General features: G+C 31.9%; 13 protein-coding genes. All 13 read right to left on the bottom strand.

All coding sequences use genetic code 11. The features are described 5' to 3' along the window. Nucleotides 1–144 precede the first annotated feature (144 nt). The 13 genes from ACK2WN_RS06575 to yfmF all read right to left on the bottom strand — a co-directional run bounded on the left by ACK2WN_RS06575 (nucleotide 145) and on the right by yfmF (nucleotide 15,166). The gene (locus tag ACK2WN_RS06575) at nucleotides 145–1,413 is read right to left on the bottom strand and encodes a HAMP domain-containing sensor histidine kinase (protein WP_300528687.1); all 1,269 of its coding nucleotides are present in this window, start codon (nucleotides 1,411–1,413) and stop codon (nucleotides 145–147) included. Nucleotides 1,414–1,440: 27 nt separating this feature from the next. Continuing rightward, nucleotides 1,441–2,130 carry a winged helix-turn-helix domain-containing protein gene (locus ACK2WN_RS06570; protein ID WP_040410400.1) on the bottom strand — a complete coding sequence of 230 codons (690 nt, stop codon included), beginning with the start codon at nucleotides 2,128–2,130 and terminating at the stop codon, nucleotides 1,441–1,443. A 37-nt stretch (nucleotides 2,131–2,167) separates the two neighbouring features. Next, entirely contained in the window at nucleotides 2,168–2,902 is a 735-nt protein-coding gene (pgeF, locus tag ACK2WN_RS06565) for a peptidoglycan editing factor PgeF (RefSeq protein ID WP_329998393.1), read from the bottom strand. Nucleotides 2,903–2,906: 4 nt separating this feature from the next. After that, a complete protein-coding gene (gene nrdR, locus ACK2WN_RS06560; RefSeq protein ID WP_300528658.1) occupies nucleotides 2,907–3,365 on the bottom strand; it encodes a transcriptional regulator NrdR in 459 nt (152 codons plus the stop codon). Nucleotides 3,366–3,967: 602 nt separating this feature from the next. After that, nucleotides 3,968–5,110, bottom strand: a complete 1,143-nt coding sequence (gene ftsZ, locus ACK2WN_RS06555; protein WP_416155148.1) for a cell division protein FtsZ — start codon at nucleotides 5,108–5,110, stop codon at nucleotides 3,968–3,970. A 256-nt stretch (nucleotides 5,111–5,366) separates the two neighbouring features. Continuing rightward, entirely contained in the window at nucleotides 5,367–6,467 is a 1,101-nt protein-coding gene (gene murG / locus ACK2WN_RS06550) for an undecaprenyldiphospho-muramoylpentapeptide beta-N-acetylglucosaminyltransferase (protein WP_416155147.1), read from the bottom strand. Between the two features lie 287 nt (nucleotides 6,468–6,754). Next, nucleotides 6,755–8,107 (bottom strand): UDP-N-acetylmuramoyl-L-alanine--D-glutamate ligase, encoded by a 1,353-nt coding sequence (gene murD / locus ACK2WN_RS06545; RefSeq protein WP_300528664.1) that lies wholly within the window; start codon nucleotides 8,105–8,107, stop codon nucleotides 6,755–6,757. A gap of 19 nt (nucleotides 8,108–8,126) precedes the next feature. After that, entirely contained in the window at nucleotides 8,127–9,089 is a 963-nt protein-coding gene (gene mraY, locus ACK2WN_RS06540) for a phospho-N-acetylmuramoyl-pentapeptide-transferase (RefSeq protein WP_300528666.1), read from the bottom strand. A gap of 91 nt (nucleotides 9,090–9,180) precedes the next feature. Next, nucleotides 9,181–10,566, bottom strand: coding sequence for a UDP-N-acetylmuramoyl-tripeptide--D-alanyl-D-alanine ligase (locus ACK2WN_RS06535; protein WP_329998387.1), 1,386 nt, complete (start codon nucleotides 10,564–10,566; stop codon nucleotides 9,181–9,183). Nucleotides 10,567–10,808: 242 nt separating this feature from the next. Beyond that, on the bottom strand, nucleotides 10,809–11,744 hold the full coding sequence (gene rsmH, locus ACK2WN_RS06530; RefSeq protein ID WP_416155146.1) for a 16S rRNA (cytosine(1402)-N(4))-methyltransferase RsmH: 936 nt from the start codon (nucleotides 11,742–11,744) through the stop codon (nucleotides 10,809–10,811). A 57-nt stretch (nucleotides 11,745–11,801) separates the two neighbouring features. Continuing rightward, nucleotides 11,802–12,548 (bottom strand): prolipoprotein diacylglyceryl transferase, encoded by a 747-nt coding sequence (gene lgt / locus ACK2WN_RS06525; protein WP_201416161.1) that lies wholly within the window; start codon nucleotides 12,546–12,548, stop codon nucleotides 11,802–11,804. A gap of 37 nt (nucleotides 12,549–12,585) precedes the next feature. Then, nucleotides 12,586–13,887, bottom strand: coding sequence for an EF-P 5-aminopentanol modification-associated protein YfmH (gene yfmH / locus ACK2WN_RS06520; RefSeq protein WP_199647495.1), 1,302 nt, complete (start codon nucleotides 13,885–13,887; stop codon nucleotides 12,586–12,588). A gap of 10 nt (nucleotides 13,888–13,897) precedes the next feature. After that, complete coding sequence (gene yfmF / locus ACK2WN_RS06515; protein WP_329998383.1) at nucleotides 13,898–15,166, bottom strand: EF-P 5-aminopentanol modification-associated protein YfmF; 1,269 nt, start codon at nucleotides 15,164–15,166, stop codon at nucleotides 13,898–13,900. Nucleotides 15,167–15,310: the final 144 nt, after the last annotated feature.

The following is a 15,310-nucleotide window of genomic DNA, read 5'->3' as shown; positions in this document are numbered from 1 at the left end:
TATTTTATTAATTATTTTTTCATCTTTTCGCTTTTTCAATACATTCATATTACTATTATACACAAGTTTTCCACAGTTTTAAATTATTATAATTTCCTTAAGAATAAAAAATGGGCTGTTGTATAATACAACAACCCACAAATATTAATCTCTTTTAATTGGAATTCTTACAGTAAATGTACTTCCCTTTTCTAATTCACTTTCAACAGAAATAGTTCCTCCAAGGTTCATCGCTATATGTTTTGTTATAGCAAGTCCAAGACCTGTTCCTCCTATTTCTCTACTTCTAGCTTTATCTACTCTATAAAATCTCTCAAATATTCTTGCCTGATCTTCTTTTGGTATTCCCATACCTGTATCAGATACCTTTATTACAGCGTCATCTTTATCTGCAAATATTTTTACATTAACATTTCCATTTTCTGGAGTATATTTTATAGCATTGTCAACTAAGTTTAATATTATCTGTTTAACATAATCTGCATTTGCCGCTATTTTTATAGTTTCATCTGCATCGCAATTTAACGAAATATTTTTCGTTCTTGCAGATATCATTAGCATATCCTCTACTCTTCTATATACAGAGTACAAGTTTATAGCTTCTTTTTCTTCTTTTTTATCATTTTCTATAAATGATAAGGTAAGTATATCCTCGATAAGTCTTCTAAGTCTATTTGCTTCCCCGTCGATTATAGTTAAAAATCTATTTCTAGTTTCTTTATCTATATTTTCGTTTAACTTCAATGTTTCAGCAAATCCACTTATAGATGTAAGAGGAGTTTTTAACTCGTGGCTGACATTTGCCACAAAGTCTTTTCTCATATTTTCTGCTCTTACTCGTTCTGAAATATCTTCTATATTTACTATAGAACCTATTACGATGCTTTTATTATTTTGAAGGTATACAGGGTCTAGTTTTATTCTTAAAAATCTTCCATCTTCCATGTTTATGATAGTTTTTTCATTTACTTTTGACCCCATAAACATCATTATCTGTTTTAGAATTAAATTATTTCTAATAGCAAATGATATATTTCTTCCCTCTACCATTACCTCTTTAGGGCAATTTATCATCTTCTTAGCTTCGTCATTTATTAGAAGGATATTTCCCTCTATGTCTATTGCAAGTATACCATTTGATATACTTTTTAATATAGATCTCAGCTGCAAGTTTTTATATTCAAGTTCGTCAAATGTATTGTACAAACTTTTTATCATCTCGTTGTAGTTTTTGGCAAACTCCCCAAGTTCACCATTTCCACCTAAATCCATTCTGGCATGGTGCTCATTATTACTTACTCTTTTAGAAACTTCTATAATCTCTCTAAGATATTTTCTCACATTAATCGCATATCTAACCGAAACTATAGCTATTACTACAGAGATAAGTGTAATTATTATTTCTAAACTCATTGTATCCAATCTCTATACACCTCCCAGTTAGTCTATTTTATATCCAACGCCTCTTATTGTTTCGATATATTTTTCATCTGCTCCAGCTTCTTCTAATTTTTTTCTAAGATATCTTATATGAACGTCTACAGTTCTAGTTTCGCCATAGTATTCGTATCCCCATATCTCATCTAATAGGAAGTTTCTTGAAAGAACCTTTCCTCTATTTTTAAGAAGTAGCTTTAGAAGCTCAAATTCTTTTAATGTTAAATCCACTTTTTTATCGTTTATTTTAACTTCATGTTTTGTAAGGTTAAGTTTTAAATTTCCTGCTGTTAGCTCTTCACTTTCCTTACCTGTATTCATTCCATATCTTCTCATTACAGAAGTTATTCTCGCTAAAAGTTCTTTTATGCTGAATGGTTTTGTTATGTAGTCATCAGCACCAACCTCTAAACCTTCAACTTTATCGTCTTCCATATTTTTTGCTGTAAGCATTATAACAGGAATTTTCTTTAAATCTGCATCCTGTCTAATTTTCTTTAACACTTCTATTCCACTTATATTTGGCAGCATCCAGTCTAAAAGAATTAAATCTGGTTTTTCCTCTTTTGCTTTTATAAATCCGTCAAATCCATCATATGAATATATTGTTTTGTATCCAGATGTTTCTAAGTTAAATCTAAGTAACTCAACTATATGCATCTCATCGTCTATTATCAAAACTTTCTCACTCACTACAAACACCTCTCCTATCCTCTAACCGTTTACTTCACTATAATTTTATCTGAACAATAGTACCTATTCTTTTATCAGTCTTGTTGTCCTTTCTATATGAATAGAATTTATCATTCTGACAAGATGTGCAAATGTTAAGATTCTGTATATTTTCTTTCTTAACACCGCATTTTTCAAGTAAATAACTATTAATTTTTGTTAAATCTATATGAAATCTGTCCTCTTTTATTATATAGAATTTAAAGTCTTTGTTTGTAACGATTGTGTTAAATTTATCCACTAGTTCTTTAGATACCTCATAACAGCACGGACCTATTGCAGGACCTATGATTGCGACGATATCTTCAGGATTTGAGCCAAAATTATTTAACATAGATTTAATGGTTTTAACAACTATCTCTGCATAAGTTCCTCTCCAACCAGCATGTATATCAGCGATTATTTTCCTTTTTTTATCTACCAAAACTATTGGAACACAGTCTGCAGTATATATCATAAGTGGAACATCTTGGATATCTGTTATCATTGCATCGGCTTCTTTCGTAACCCCAATATCTTCACTTTTTATAATTCTTACAATATCAGAATGAATCTGCTTACAATCTGTTAAATTCTCATAATTTAATCCACATCCAGATAAAACAGTCTTCATATCATCAGAATTCTTGGCATCGTATTTTCTTTCAGTTATTACAACCTTAGCAAATCCACCATCATCAAAATTTATTTCCTTAACTATGCAATCATTTATATTAGCTTTACAATTTTCCATAAACTTATTCTCCTTTTTCTGTAAGAATATTCTTTAGCTCATTTACAAATGTATTTATATCCTTAAACTGTCTATACACCGAAGCAAATCTTATATACGCAACCTCGTCTAAATCCTTCAAACTATCCATCACAATCTCACCGATAACATTTGACTCCACTTCTCCTGTGTACTTTCTATTAATTTCATACTCAACCTTTGACACTATCTTCTCTATATCTTCAACAGAAACAGGTCTTTTCTCGCATGCCTTCATAATACCACGCTTAACCTTATCCCTATCAAACACTTCTCTAGTATCGTCTTTCTTTATAACCATTATAGGTGTTGTTTCTATCTTTTCATATGTAGTAAATCTCTTCTTACACTCTTCACATTCTCTTCTTCTTCTAATTGTATTTGAATCTGTATGTCTAGAATCGACAACCTTTGACTCTCTAAAACCACAAAATGGACACTGCATATCTCTCTTTCCTCCATTTTTTTAATTATACTTAATTCTTTTTTTACTATAGATAATTGTTTATACTATCATAACACTAATTCAACATTTGTCAACTCTTTTGAATATAAAAAGAAAAGGTAGCTAATTATCGCAGACAGATTTTATCCTTGTAAAAGTATAAGAAATAATTATCGTTCCAGGCTTCGGCGTTTCACCCTTTTATGTAACACATTTAAAAGTTGTGAAACGCCTGCAGATTGTCACTGATAATTTTATTTCTTATACTTTTTTTCAAGAATATAAATTTACTGCGCTAATATAGATACCTTTTCTTATTTACAAATCTTCAGTCGTAAGCAAAGTAATTCGCAAGCGAATTATAAAATGTTTATATATTTAGTTTATTATAATATATATCACATACTGTTACCGGAGGTTCTACTCTTTTACTAGATGTAGACGGACTGGCGCTGATGTTTTGCGGCTTGCCTTTTGGCTCGGGAATTTTAACTATCTTCGAACTCGACAATGCAGCTCGACTGCCTGGAGAGGAGAAGATAGTTAATTCCCGAGCTCTAAAAAGGCTGACGCAAAATATTGCGTCAGCCCGTATATACTACTTATTTTCTTTTTCTTCTATTTCTTATAAATGAAGGTATTTCCATGTCTTCATCTACATCTATCCGAGGTTCAGAAACTGCTTTTGTTATTGATGGAGCTTCTTCTACAACAGTTGATTCAACTGTTGCCACCTCTTTATTTAATTCTTCTTTTATTATTTTTCTAGTTTCTTTAGCAACCTTCTGCATATCAGGATCGAATCCAGTTGCTATAACTGTAACAGTTACTTCATCACCTAATTCTTCCTTAACATTAGCACCGAAGATTAAATCCACGTCTTCGTGACAAGATTCGTAGATTATGTTTGAAGCTTCGTTTATTTCAACTAAGCTTAGGTCTAATCCACCAGATATGTTAAGTATAACGCCTCTTGCTCCAACTATTGAAGTTTCAAGAAGTGGAGATTCTATAGCCTGTCTTACAGCTTCTATAGCTTTATTATCACCTTTAGCGCTACCTATACCTATGTGAGCAAGACCTTTGTCTCCCATTATTCTCTTAACATCAGCAAAGTCTAAGTTGATTATACCAGGAACTTTTATAAGTTCTGATACTGACTGTATAGCCTGTCTTAAAACATCATCCGCTATAGAGAATGCCTGAAGCATAGATGTATTTTTCTGAACAACCTGAAGTAATCTATCATTAGGTATAGTTATAAGAGTATCGACTTTACTCTTTAACTCTTCTATACCAGTTTCAGCCTGTTTCATTCTTTTTCTACCTTCAAAAGTAAATGGTTTAGTAACTACACCAACTGTTAGTTTTCCCATTTCTTTAGCTAACTGAGCGATAACTGGAGCAGCACCTGTTCCTGTTCCTCCACCCATTCCAGCTGTTATAAATACCATTTCTGAGTCTTCTAATAATTTTATTATTTCGTTTTTACTTTCTTCAGCAGCTTTTCTTCCAACTTCTGGATCAGCTCCTGCTCCAAGTCCTTTAGTTAATTTTTCTCCGATCTGAACTTTGTATTCAGCTTTAGATCTACATAAAGCCTGTTTGTCTGTATTAACTGAAATAAAATCTACCCCACTTATTTTGGCATCAACCATTCCATCAACGGCATTACTTCCACCGCCGCCGACACCGACAACCTTTATTTTGACCCATTCTTCTAATTCTACGTCAAAGCCTAGCATCAATTCTCCTCCTTCTTTATCTCCAATATAATACATCTTATCATCTACTACATATAATTTTCGTCCATCATGAATCATACTTATAACTCGTATGATTATAAATTTCCATTATATTTACATTAATAGCTATAATACCATTTTACTTCTAAACATATACTTATTGCAAGTCAATTTTGACAATTATACAATAATTATGCAAAATTTTTATCACTTAAAAATGATATTACATTTCTTTTTTAAATCAAATCTTTACGTTTTATTTAACTAATTCCTCAATTTCGTCATAAATTAATTTTATAGCTTCTGGTTTCCCAGCTTTTTTACTAGCTGCTGCCATATCTGATAATAGCGCTTCATCCCCTAGCATTTTAAACACAGCTTTATCTAATCTCTCAGGAGTAAGCTCTTTTTCTAATATCGCTATACCAGCGCCTTTTGCTTCTATACTTTTTGCATTGTATTCCTGATGATTTTCTGCAGTGTATGCTTTTGGTATTATTATAGATGGTTTTCCAAGTGCAGTTATTTCAGCTAAAGATATCGCTCCAGCACTTCCTATAACTATATCACTTGCAGCTAGACCATTTGCCATATCTTCTAAATAAGGCATTACTCTCTGGTCTTTGTTTAATTTTATATCTTTTATTTCTTCCATAAAGCTATCATAGAATCTCTTACCTGTAGCAAATATAAAAGCTACATCTTCTTTTACCATGTGTTTTATTACTTTTTTCATGGCTTTATTAATTGTACTAGATCCACCACTACCACCGTAGCATAGCACTAGTTTTTTATCCGGATCTATTCCAAGTTTTTTTCTAGCTTCAGTTTTATCAGCATCTAAAATTTCCTGTCTTACTGGGTTTCCAACGAATTTTAGTTTATGCTGACTAGCTTCTGGGAATCTTGCATGAGAATCCTCAAAACTAGTAAGTACCTTTGTAACTGTTTTTGATAATATTTTATTTGTAACACCTGGGAATGAGTTCTGCTCGTGAACTACACAAGGTATTTTTTTAATAGACGCGTTAAATAGTACAGGACCACTTACATATCCACCTGTACCTATTACAACATCTGGTTTGAATGTTTTTACTATTTTCTTAGTCTGATAAAGACCTTTCATCAGTTTAAATACTCTTTTTACATTTTCTAAATCTACTTTTCTCTTAAATCCCTGAACAGTAACGGTTTCTAATCTATATCCATATTTTGGCACTATCTCAGATTCTATTCCGTTCTGTGTCCCAACAAAAAGAATTTCTGCATCTGGATTATTACTTTTTATTTCATTAGCTATGGCTATTGCTGGATAGACATGTCCTCCAGTTCCGCCGCCTGATAATATTACTCTCATTTCTTATCTCCTATTTTTTCAATTTATATAACTCAGCAATGGTTAATTCATATTCCACCTATAATATTATATCAGATTAACAATTTTTTTGAACTCTTCTTTATAAGTTTATACTATTTTCGTTAAAATTTATTAATTTCTTATAATTTTACTCATAATTTTTTAAGCAAAATAAAAAAATTTAAAACTTATAAAATTTCTTTCTCAAAAAAAAATAAAAAAAGAGACTGTTACAATTGATTGCAACAATCTCTTTTGAATTCTTATTATAAATTATTTGGATTTATTTATAAGCTATTTACGTTATCTTTGAAATCTTTTCCTCTTACCTCAAAGTTTTTGTACATACCCCAACTAGCACATGCTGGAGAAAGTAAAACTATATCTCCTTCTTTTGCTATATCGTGGCAAGTTTTAACTGCTTCTTTCATATCCTCTACTCTGTGTATATCTGTAAATCCTATTCTTCTAGCTGCTTCCTCGATTTTATCTGCAGTCTGTCCAAGTAAAACTAATGTTTTAACATTTTTCTTTGCTATTTCAAGAAGTTCATCGTAAGTACTTCCTTTATCGTATCCACCTGCTATAAGTATTATTGGATTTTCGTAAGCCTGAACTGCTTTTATTGTAGAATCTGGGTTTGTTCCCTTAGAGTCGTTTACATATTTAACTCCTTCTACTTCTTTTACAAATTCAAGTCTGTGTTCAACAGCTTTGAAAGTTTTTAAAACTTCTCTTATAACTTCTATATCTATTCCTGATACATAAGCCATTGCAGCTGCTGCCATACAGTTTTCAAGGTTATGACCTCCTGGTAGAGAAAGGTCATTTACTTTCATTAAGTTTATTTTTTCGTCTATATCTATTATGATATCTCCATTTTCAACGTAGATACCTTTTTCTAGTTTTTCTAATCTAGAGAAAAATACTACATTTGCATTACATTTATCTGCTAAAGCTCTTGTTAATTCATCATCGTAATTTAAAACACAGAAATCATTTTTATCCTGGTTCATAAATACTCTAGCTTTAGCATCTATATAATTTTCCATAGTATGATGTCTGTTCATGTGATCTTCAGTTATATTAAGAACAGCACTCACACTAGGTTTAAAATCTTTTATACTTTCTAGCTGGAAACTACTAAGCTCTGTAACAAAGCTAGCTCCTTCATTTGCGGCCTGTACTGCGTCTATTACAGGGTTCCCTATATTTCCGACAACATAAGTTTCTTTTCCTGCTTTTTCAAATATTTCTCCTGTTAGGCTAGTAGTTGTAGTCTTACCATTTGTACCAGTTATTCCTACAAAATATGGTTTATTGGCTAATTCATAGGCTAATTCTACCTCACCTATTAATTCTTTATTTTCTTCTATTACTTTTTTGATAAATGGAAGGTCTAAAGGAACTCCCGGCGAAACAACAACCATATCTATGTCTGCTATATCTTCAGGATGGTGTCCTAAAATATATTTTATACCGTCGATATCTTTTATCTCTGCTATTATTTCCTCAAGCTGATCCTCTGTCTTTATATCATTAACTGTTATGTCTGCTCCGTATTTTGCAAGACATTTTATTGTTGATATTCCTGTCTTTGCAAGACCGACAAGTAGAACTTTTTTTCCTTTTAATTCCATTTCTTCTTCCTCCAAATTTTTAGAATCCTGCTACTACTCCTATCCAAGCAAGTATAATTGCTACTATCCAGAATATAAATACAACCTTTGTTTCAGGCCATCCACACTGTTCAAAGTGGTGGTGAAGAGGTGCCATTTTAAATATTCTTTTTCCAGTCTTTTTGAAATATGTAACCTGTATTATAACTGATAATGCTTCAGCGAAGTATATTCCACCTACTATAGGTATTAATAAAACTGAGTTTGTTAAAACTGCAAATGCTACAACAGCTCCACCTAACGCCATAGAACCTGTATCACCCATAAATACTTTAGCTGGGTTTACGTTAAATACTAAGAATCCTATACATCCACCTACTGTAGCTGCTGCAAATGTTGCAACTGCTGCATCTTTAGCTACAAATAAAGCAAATGCTACGAAGAAAGTAGAAACTACTGCTGTTATTCCTGAAGCTAGTCCATCAAGACCATCAGTTAAGTTTACTGCGTTTACTGTCCCTATTATTATAAACATCATTATTGGAACATATAAAATACCTAAATCTAAGAATTTATCTGTAAAAGGTATCATTATTTTTGATGCCGCTGGAGAAGATGTATACTGATAGAATGCTACATATCCAGATATAACAAACTGCATAGCTATCTTCTGCCATGGTTTTAATCCTAGTGATCTTCTCATCTTTATTATTATAAAGTCATCAAGGAACCCAACTAATCCAAAACCTAACATACAAACAAGTCCTACAAATACATCAGAATCTAATTTTGCTCTGAATAGAACTGTTATTGTTATTGCTATCATAAACATAATTCCACCCATTGTAGGTGTACCATTCTTAGCAAGGTGAGTCTGAGGACCGTCGTCCCTTACTGTCTGACCAAATTTTAATCTATGAAGCATAGGTAAAAATACCGGTCCAATTATTACAACTATTACAAATGCCATAAGCATCGTAATAGTTAGATTTTTAATATCCATATTAAAATTTCCTCCTATTGTTTCTTAAATCTTACTTTATCTATTATATACCTTCTTTTTTTCTTGTAAATAGAAAATATCTTCTTTTAGTTTAATTGATTTCAGAAACTTCCTTTACATACTCAACAAACTTTTCAAATTTCATTCCTCTAGAAGCCTTAAATAGCATTGTATCACCACTCTGCATAATATCTCCTAAAAGTTTTTTAGCGTCTTCTAAATTATCGAAGTGGTATGAATTTTTTGCATCAAATCCATTTTCTTCTGCTTCTTTATTTATAAATACCGCACTTTCTCCAACTGTTATTATAACATCTGAATTATCAACACATGCTTTTCCTACTCTTCTGTGTCCAAATTCAGCTAAATCTCCCATTTCAAGCATATCTCCAAGAACAGCTATTCTTCTGCCTTCGTATCTTCCTAGTATGCTAAGAGATGCCTCCATTGAGTCAGGACTTGCATTGTAAGTATCATTTATAACAGTGTACTCACCTATTTTTCTTATATCCTGTCTCATTCCTGTAGCTTCAAAATTAGAAAGACCTCTTTTAATTCCTTCCATAGATATTCCCTCTACAGTCCCAACAGCTATTGCAGCCATTGCATTGTAGATATTGTGTTTTCCTACAGTTGGTATAAATATCTTTTCTAATTTTCCCATAACAGAACATTCAAATTCTATGCTATCCTCTGTCATTTCATAGGCTACACAGTATATATCATTATATTTTTCAAATCCAAATGTTATAAGGTCATAATCTCTTTCTGTATCTCTTAAAGTAGATAGGAATTTATCGTCCCCATTTACAACAAGAGTGTTTCCTTTTCCAAATCCAGTAGTTATTTCCATTTTAGCTTTGAAAATACCTTCCTGAGATCCAAGGTTTTCAACGTGTGAAAGTCCTATATTAGATATAACTGCAACCTTTGGATTTACCATATTTGCAAGGTACTCGATTTCTCCAAATCCTGACATACCCATTTCTATAACAGCACATTCATAACTACTATCTAGGTTGAATAATGTTAGCGGAACTCCAAAATGGTTGTTGAAGTTCTTTTCATTCTTTAAAGTAGCTCTTTCTGAAGAAAGGGCTGCATACACCATATCTCTAGTTGTTGTTTTTCCAACACTACCAGTTATCCCTATAAATGGTATATCAAATTTCTTTTTATAATAGTGCCCGATATCTCCAAGCGCTTTTGAAGTATCTTTGACTTCTATTATATTCATATCTGATTTTATATCGATATCTTTTCCTTTATTAACAATAAATACTCTGCATCCTAAGTCATAAGCAGAACCGATATATTTATGAGCGTCGTTGTTTTCTCCAACTATAGCTACAAATGCTGTATCTTCCTTAGCAAGTCTACTATCTATTACTATAGATTTTACGGATTCGCTACCTTCCCCATTTTTTAAATTTCCTTTAGATGCTTCGACAATCTCTTTTACTGTCAGCCTCTCCATTTTACTTCCTCCTAACCTTCCGACAACAAATCGGTTTTGAGCAAAAAAATTTTGTGCTCTAGTTAATATTTTTTCTATCAATAAAGGCAATGTATAGATGTCCACACATTGCCCTGATAAATTTTAGCATTTATAATTATATACCAAAATCAAAATTTTTTGAAGTGATTTATAGTCAGATGTAATCAAACTGTTACATATTCATATGATATTCACATTTGATTTAATACTTTTGACAAAAATTACTTCTTTTCAGCAACTCTAAGCTTAGCACTTCTCGATCTTGGGTTCATTTCTATCTCTTCTGCACTTGGAAGGATAGGCTTTCTTGTTATAACTTTAACCTCAGAAACTTTATCGCACTGGCAGAAAGGCATCTCTGGTGGGCAAATACAATCTAATGAAAGATATTTAAATTCATTTTTAACTATTCTATCTTCTAAAGAATGGAATGTTATTATACAAATTCTTCCGCCTGGATTCATTATTGAACAAGCGTCATCTATCATTTTTGTTATTACTCCAAGCTCATTGTTTACCTCTATTCTTATCGCCTGGAACGTTCTCTTAGCTGGATGTGGTCCATCTATTCTCGCCTTTTTAGGTATAGCTTTTTTGATTATATCAACTAGTTCTCCTGTAGTTTCTATTGGTTTTTCTGCTCTTCCTTCAACGATAAACTTAGCAATTCTTTTAGCCCAGTTATCTTCACCGTAGTCTTTTATTATCTTTGCTAACTCTTCTTCTGTGTACTCATTTACAACATTATACGCAGAAAAATCTTTTCTAACGTCCATTCTCATATCAAGTGGTGCATCCTGCATATAAGAGAAACCTCTATCAGCCTCGTCTAGCTGATGAGAAGAAACACCTAAATCTGCAAGCACACCATCTATTTTATGTACGCCTATTTTTTCAAGCTCTTCTTTTATATTTTCAAAATTGCTGTGTACAAATTTTACTCTGCCGCTGTATTCTGCTAATCTTTCTTTTGCAGTCGCTATGGCGTTTTTATCCTGGTCAAATCCAATAAATAGCCCGTCACTAGAAAGTCTTTTGACTATTTCTTTAGAATGTCCAGCACCACCCATAGTACAATCGACATATACACCATCTGGCTTTATATTCAGATTATCTATGCACTCATTAAGAAGTACCGATACATGATTAAATTCCATTGTTTTCTCCTTTTTTATGTTATTTTTTCTACTATTATATATTATCTTGATATTAATTTAAGCTGCATTATTTTTCTTAGCTCTGTTCTTTAAATAGAAGTGAAGTACTAATCCACCTACAACACCAACTAAACTTATAAACTGAGCCATTCTTATAGGTCCAAACATTAAGCTATCTGTTCTGAGTCCTTCTATGAAAAATCTACCTATTGAGTATAAGGTTATGTAAGAAACAATAACCTCACCTTCATAAGTCTTTTTCTTTCTCATATAGAACATTATGAATAAGAATATTCCAAAGTCCCAAATTGACTCGTATAAAAATGTTGGATGAACTTTAACTCCATCTACCATAATTCCCCAAGGAAGTGATGTTGGTCCTCCATGAGCTTCACCATTTATAAAGTTTCCCCATCTTCCTATAGCCTGAGCAAGTGGCATACCAACCATAACTGCATCTGCTGTTTTGAAGAAGTCTAATTTCTTTACCTTTGCATATATAAATCCTGTAAGAATTCCTCCTATAAGACCTCCGTGGATCGCAAGTCCTCCACCTCTTATATTAAAAATCTCACCTGGATTTTGTGAATAATAATCCCAACTAAATATTACATAGTACAATCTAGCACATATTATCGCCACTGGAATAGCTATAATTGCTATGTTTAAAACGTCGTCTTCAGATATTCCAACTCTCTTAGCTTCTCTTACAGCTAGTGCAATACCTATAAGCATCCCAGTTGCAATAAGTACCCCGTACCACATCACATCTATTCCAAAAATAGTAAATGCTACTCTATCCATCTTTTCCCCCTGCTTAATTTTCTTCTTTTTTTAAATATTAATTTTCTTCTGTTTCTATAGGCTCAACTATTGATATTACACAGTTTTCCTCTTTGAAGTGAGTTCTAAGTCTGTTTTCAACATCTTCAAATTCTACCTCTTTTAATACTTCTAAATAGTCTAATATATTTACATCTTTAAATGCGTAAGATATAAAGTTATTAGCTATAAATTCCATAGAATCCATGTATTTTAAGAATTCTCCTATTTTTTTCTTTTTAGCTCTTTCAAATCCTTCTCTTGAAAGTCCTTCTTTCTTATATCTTTCTAGATATTCAGTTATAGTATCTTTTACCTTGTGAGGATCTTTACCTTCTCCTGAAATCAATGTAAACGCATACTCAACTTCTGAATAGAATCCACCGTAGAAGCTATCGTTTACCATTCCCTTCATGTACATATCCTCATTTAATTCACTACCTGTTTTAAATATCATATCACAAAGAATATCGCTGACTACTTCCTTTTTAAGAAGTTCTTTTCCTCTTAAATTAACGTCCTCGTCTTTATACGCTATGTTGAACATAGGCATTGATACCTGATATTTTTCAACTATCTCTTTCTGAGCTATTTCTTTTGGCTCAGCATTTGGGAATCTCTGAATTTTTCCTTCTATTTTTTCTATATCAGAGTGGTTTGCTTTTTTGATTACATCCATAACTTCATTTTCGTCTAAATCCCCAATTACAAATAGTATCATATTTGATGGATTGTAGAATGTGTTGTAGCATTTATAAAGCTCGTCTGGAGTTATTTTGTATATGCTATCAACATCTCCAGCTATGTCTATTCTAACATTGTGTTTCTGGTACATTGCCTTTAATGCGTTAAAATATACCTGCCAACTTGGGTCATCGTCGTACATTTTTATTTCCTGAGCAATTATTCCCTTTTCTTTCTCAACATTTTCTTCTGTGTAGTATGGTGTCTGAACATAATCTATTAAATGTGTTAAACACTCATTGAAGTTTTCTGTAGCTGAGAATAAATAAGCTGTCATATTGAAGTTTGTAAATGCATTTGCACTAGCTCCGTATTTAGAGAATAAATCAAATGCGTTTCCACCATCTGGCTGCTCAAACATCTTATGTTCTAAGAAATGGGCTATACCTTCGTGTACTCTTATTTTTTCACTCTCACCCTTTGGTACAAATTCTAAGTCATTTGATCCAAAGTCTGTAGCTAGTACAGCGTATTTTTTTACAAAACCTCTCTTAGGCATAAAATAAACTCTTAATCCATTTTCTAATGTTTCAAAGTATAATTCTTCTTTTATTATATCGTTTACTATCTTTTCCATAATATCCTCCTTATTTTTCATTTGTAAGGAAGTATACTGTATCTTCCTGTATATCCTTCATAGCCTCAACTATATCTTCAACAGTTATATTTTCAACATAATCTATTATCTCTTCTACTGTGTAATCTGTCCGCCCTAGTTCCTGTGAAAATACGAATTCTGACATTCCACCTAGTCCATCACAAGAAGATCTAAGTCCGTTTATTAGAGATTTTTTAGTATTAACTAATTCTAATTCTGTTATTTCCCCATTTCTTACAGCATCAAGGTTTTCCATTATAAGTCTTTCTGTTTTTTCTCTGTTCTGCACTTCTATTCCTGAAGAAATCATCATTATAGATTTGTATTTATCTACATTTGCGAATATGTAGTAGCAAAGACTTTCTTTTTCTCTAACATTATTGAATAGTTTTGAGTGAGGTCCTCCACCTAAAACACCAACTCCAGTAACTAATGCATAGTATTTTTTAGCATCTTTGTAGTCTGTATTTGCTCTGAATCCCATAACAAGTTTACCCTGTGTTATGTCCATAGCTTCGTCCACTCTTTTAACTTCTTTTACTTCTTTAGTAAACTCTTCTCTAACTACAGGCTGAATATCTCCTCTTTCTATTGAAAAATGGCTCTTTATAGTATTTTCGATTTCTTCACAGTCGAAATCTCCTTCTACTATTATATCTATTCTAGAATTTTTTATTATTTTTTTATAATGTTCGTATAAATTTTCTGGTGTTATAGCATCTATATCTTCTATTGTACCAGCTGACGGTATGCTGAATTTTTCTCCTTCGCACATTATTTCTATACATCTCTTGTGTGCATAAGCTCTTTTATCATTTATAATAGATAAAACTTTATTCTTTAAGTTTTCTTTTTCTATTTCAACGTATTCTTTTTTGAATCCACCGTCTATCACAAGAGGTTTTGTTATTAAATCATTTAAAAGCTCGATTATATCTCCAAATATTTTTTCATCTATATACTTATCATTAGTATTTAATACTTTAAAAGATATTAGCTGTCTTTCTCCTCTTTTTGAAGTATCTGCAGCTAAAGCAGCACCATAAAGGTCGTCAAGTCTATCAGATAATTCCTTCATTGAAGGATATTTTTTGCAACCACTCGCAAGCACCTGAGGTAGTAGTGAGTTTTTTGCAGCCTCGTTTTTATCTAACATTCTCTGTATATTTATGCTAATCAGATTTGATTTGAATTTTTCAGTTTTTATAAGAGTAAGCCCCATTCCATCGGCTAATTCTTTTTTTATTATAGATTCCATTTTCTTCCTCCTCTTTCAAAAATTTCCTATTATAATATTATAACCTTTTTAATTGGAAATATATATAATAAAATATTTTGCTTTACACAAAATATATTTTACATTGACACTTATTCTGTTGTATAATTAATCTATGTGTCAATA

It is taken from the genome of Peptacetobacter sp. AB800 (assembly GCF_047807365.1).
Lineage (GTDB): Bacteria > Bacillota > Clostridia > Peptostreptococcales > Peptostreptococcaceae > Peptacetobacter.
Note: the sequence above shows the minus strand (reverse complement) of the source record. Positions and strands in the feature narration are given on the sequence as shown.

Excerpts from the sequence above, each read along its gene's own strand:
- mraY (WP_300528666.1), bottom strand. The coding sequence starts at position 9,089 with ATGGATATTAAAAATCTAACTATTACGATGCTTATGGCATTTGTAATA.
- pgeF (WP_329998393.1), bottom strand. The coding sequence starts at position 2,902 with ATGGAAAATTGTAAAGCTAATATAAATGATTGCATAGTTAAGGAAATA.
- lgt (WP_201416161.1), bottom strand. The coding sequence starts at position 12,548 with ATGGATAGAGTAGCATTTACTATTTTTGGAATAGATGTGATGTGGTAC.
- yfmF (WP_329998383.1), bottom strand. The coding sequence starts at position 15,166 with ATGGAATCTATAATAAAAAAAGAATTAGCCGATGGAATGGGGCTTACT.
- murD (WP_300528664.1), bottom strand. The coding sequence starts at position 8,107 with ATGGAATTAAAAGGAAAAAAAGTTCTACTTGTCGGTCTTGCAAAGACA.
- rsmH (WP_416155146.1), bottom strand. The coding sequence starts at position 11,744 with ATGGAATTTAATCATGTATCGGTACTTCTTAATGAGTGCATAGATAAT.
- nrdR (WP_300528658.1), bottom strand. The coding sequence starts at position 3,365 with ATGCAGTGTCCATTTTGTGGTTTTAGAGAGTCAAAGGTTGTCGATTCT.
- murG (WP_416155147.1), bottom strand. The coding sequence starts at position 6,467 with ATGAGAGTAATATTATCAGGCGGCGGAACTGGAGGACATGTCTATCCA.
- yfmH (WP_199647495.1), bottom strand. The coding sequence starts at position 13,887 with ATGGAAAAGATAGTAAACGATATAATAAAAGAAGAATTATACTTTGAA.
- ACK2WN_RS06575 (WP_300528687.1), bottom strand. The coding sequence starts at position 1,413 with ATGAGTTTAGAAATAATAATTACACTTATCTCTGTAGTAATAGCTATA.
- ftsZ (WP_416155148.1), bottom strand. The coding sequence starts at position 5,110 with ATGCTAGGCTTTGACGTAGAATTAGAAGAATGGGTCAAAATAAAGGTT.
- ACK2WN_RS06535 (WP_329998387.1), bottom strand. The coding sequence starts at position 10,566 with ATGGAGAGGCTGACAGTAAAAGAGATTGTCGAAGCATCTAAAGGAAAT.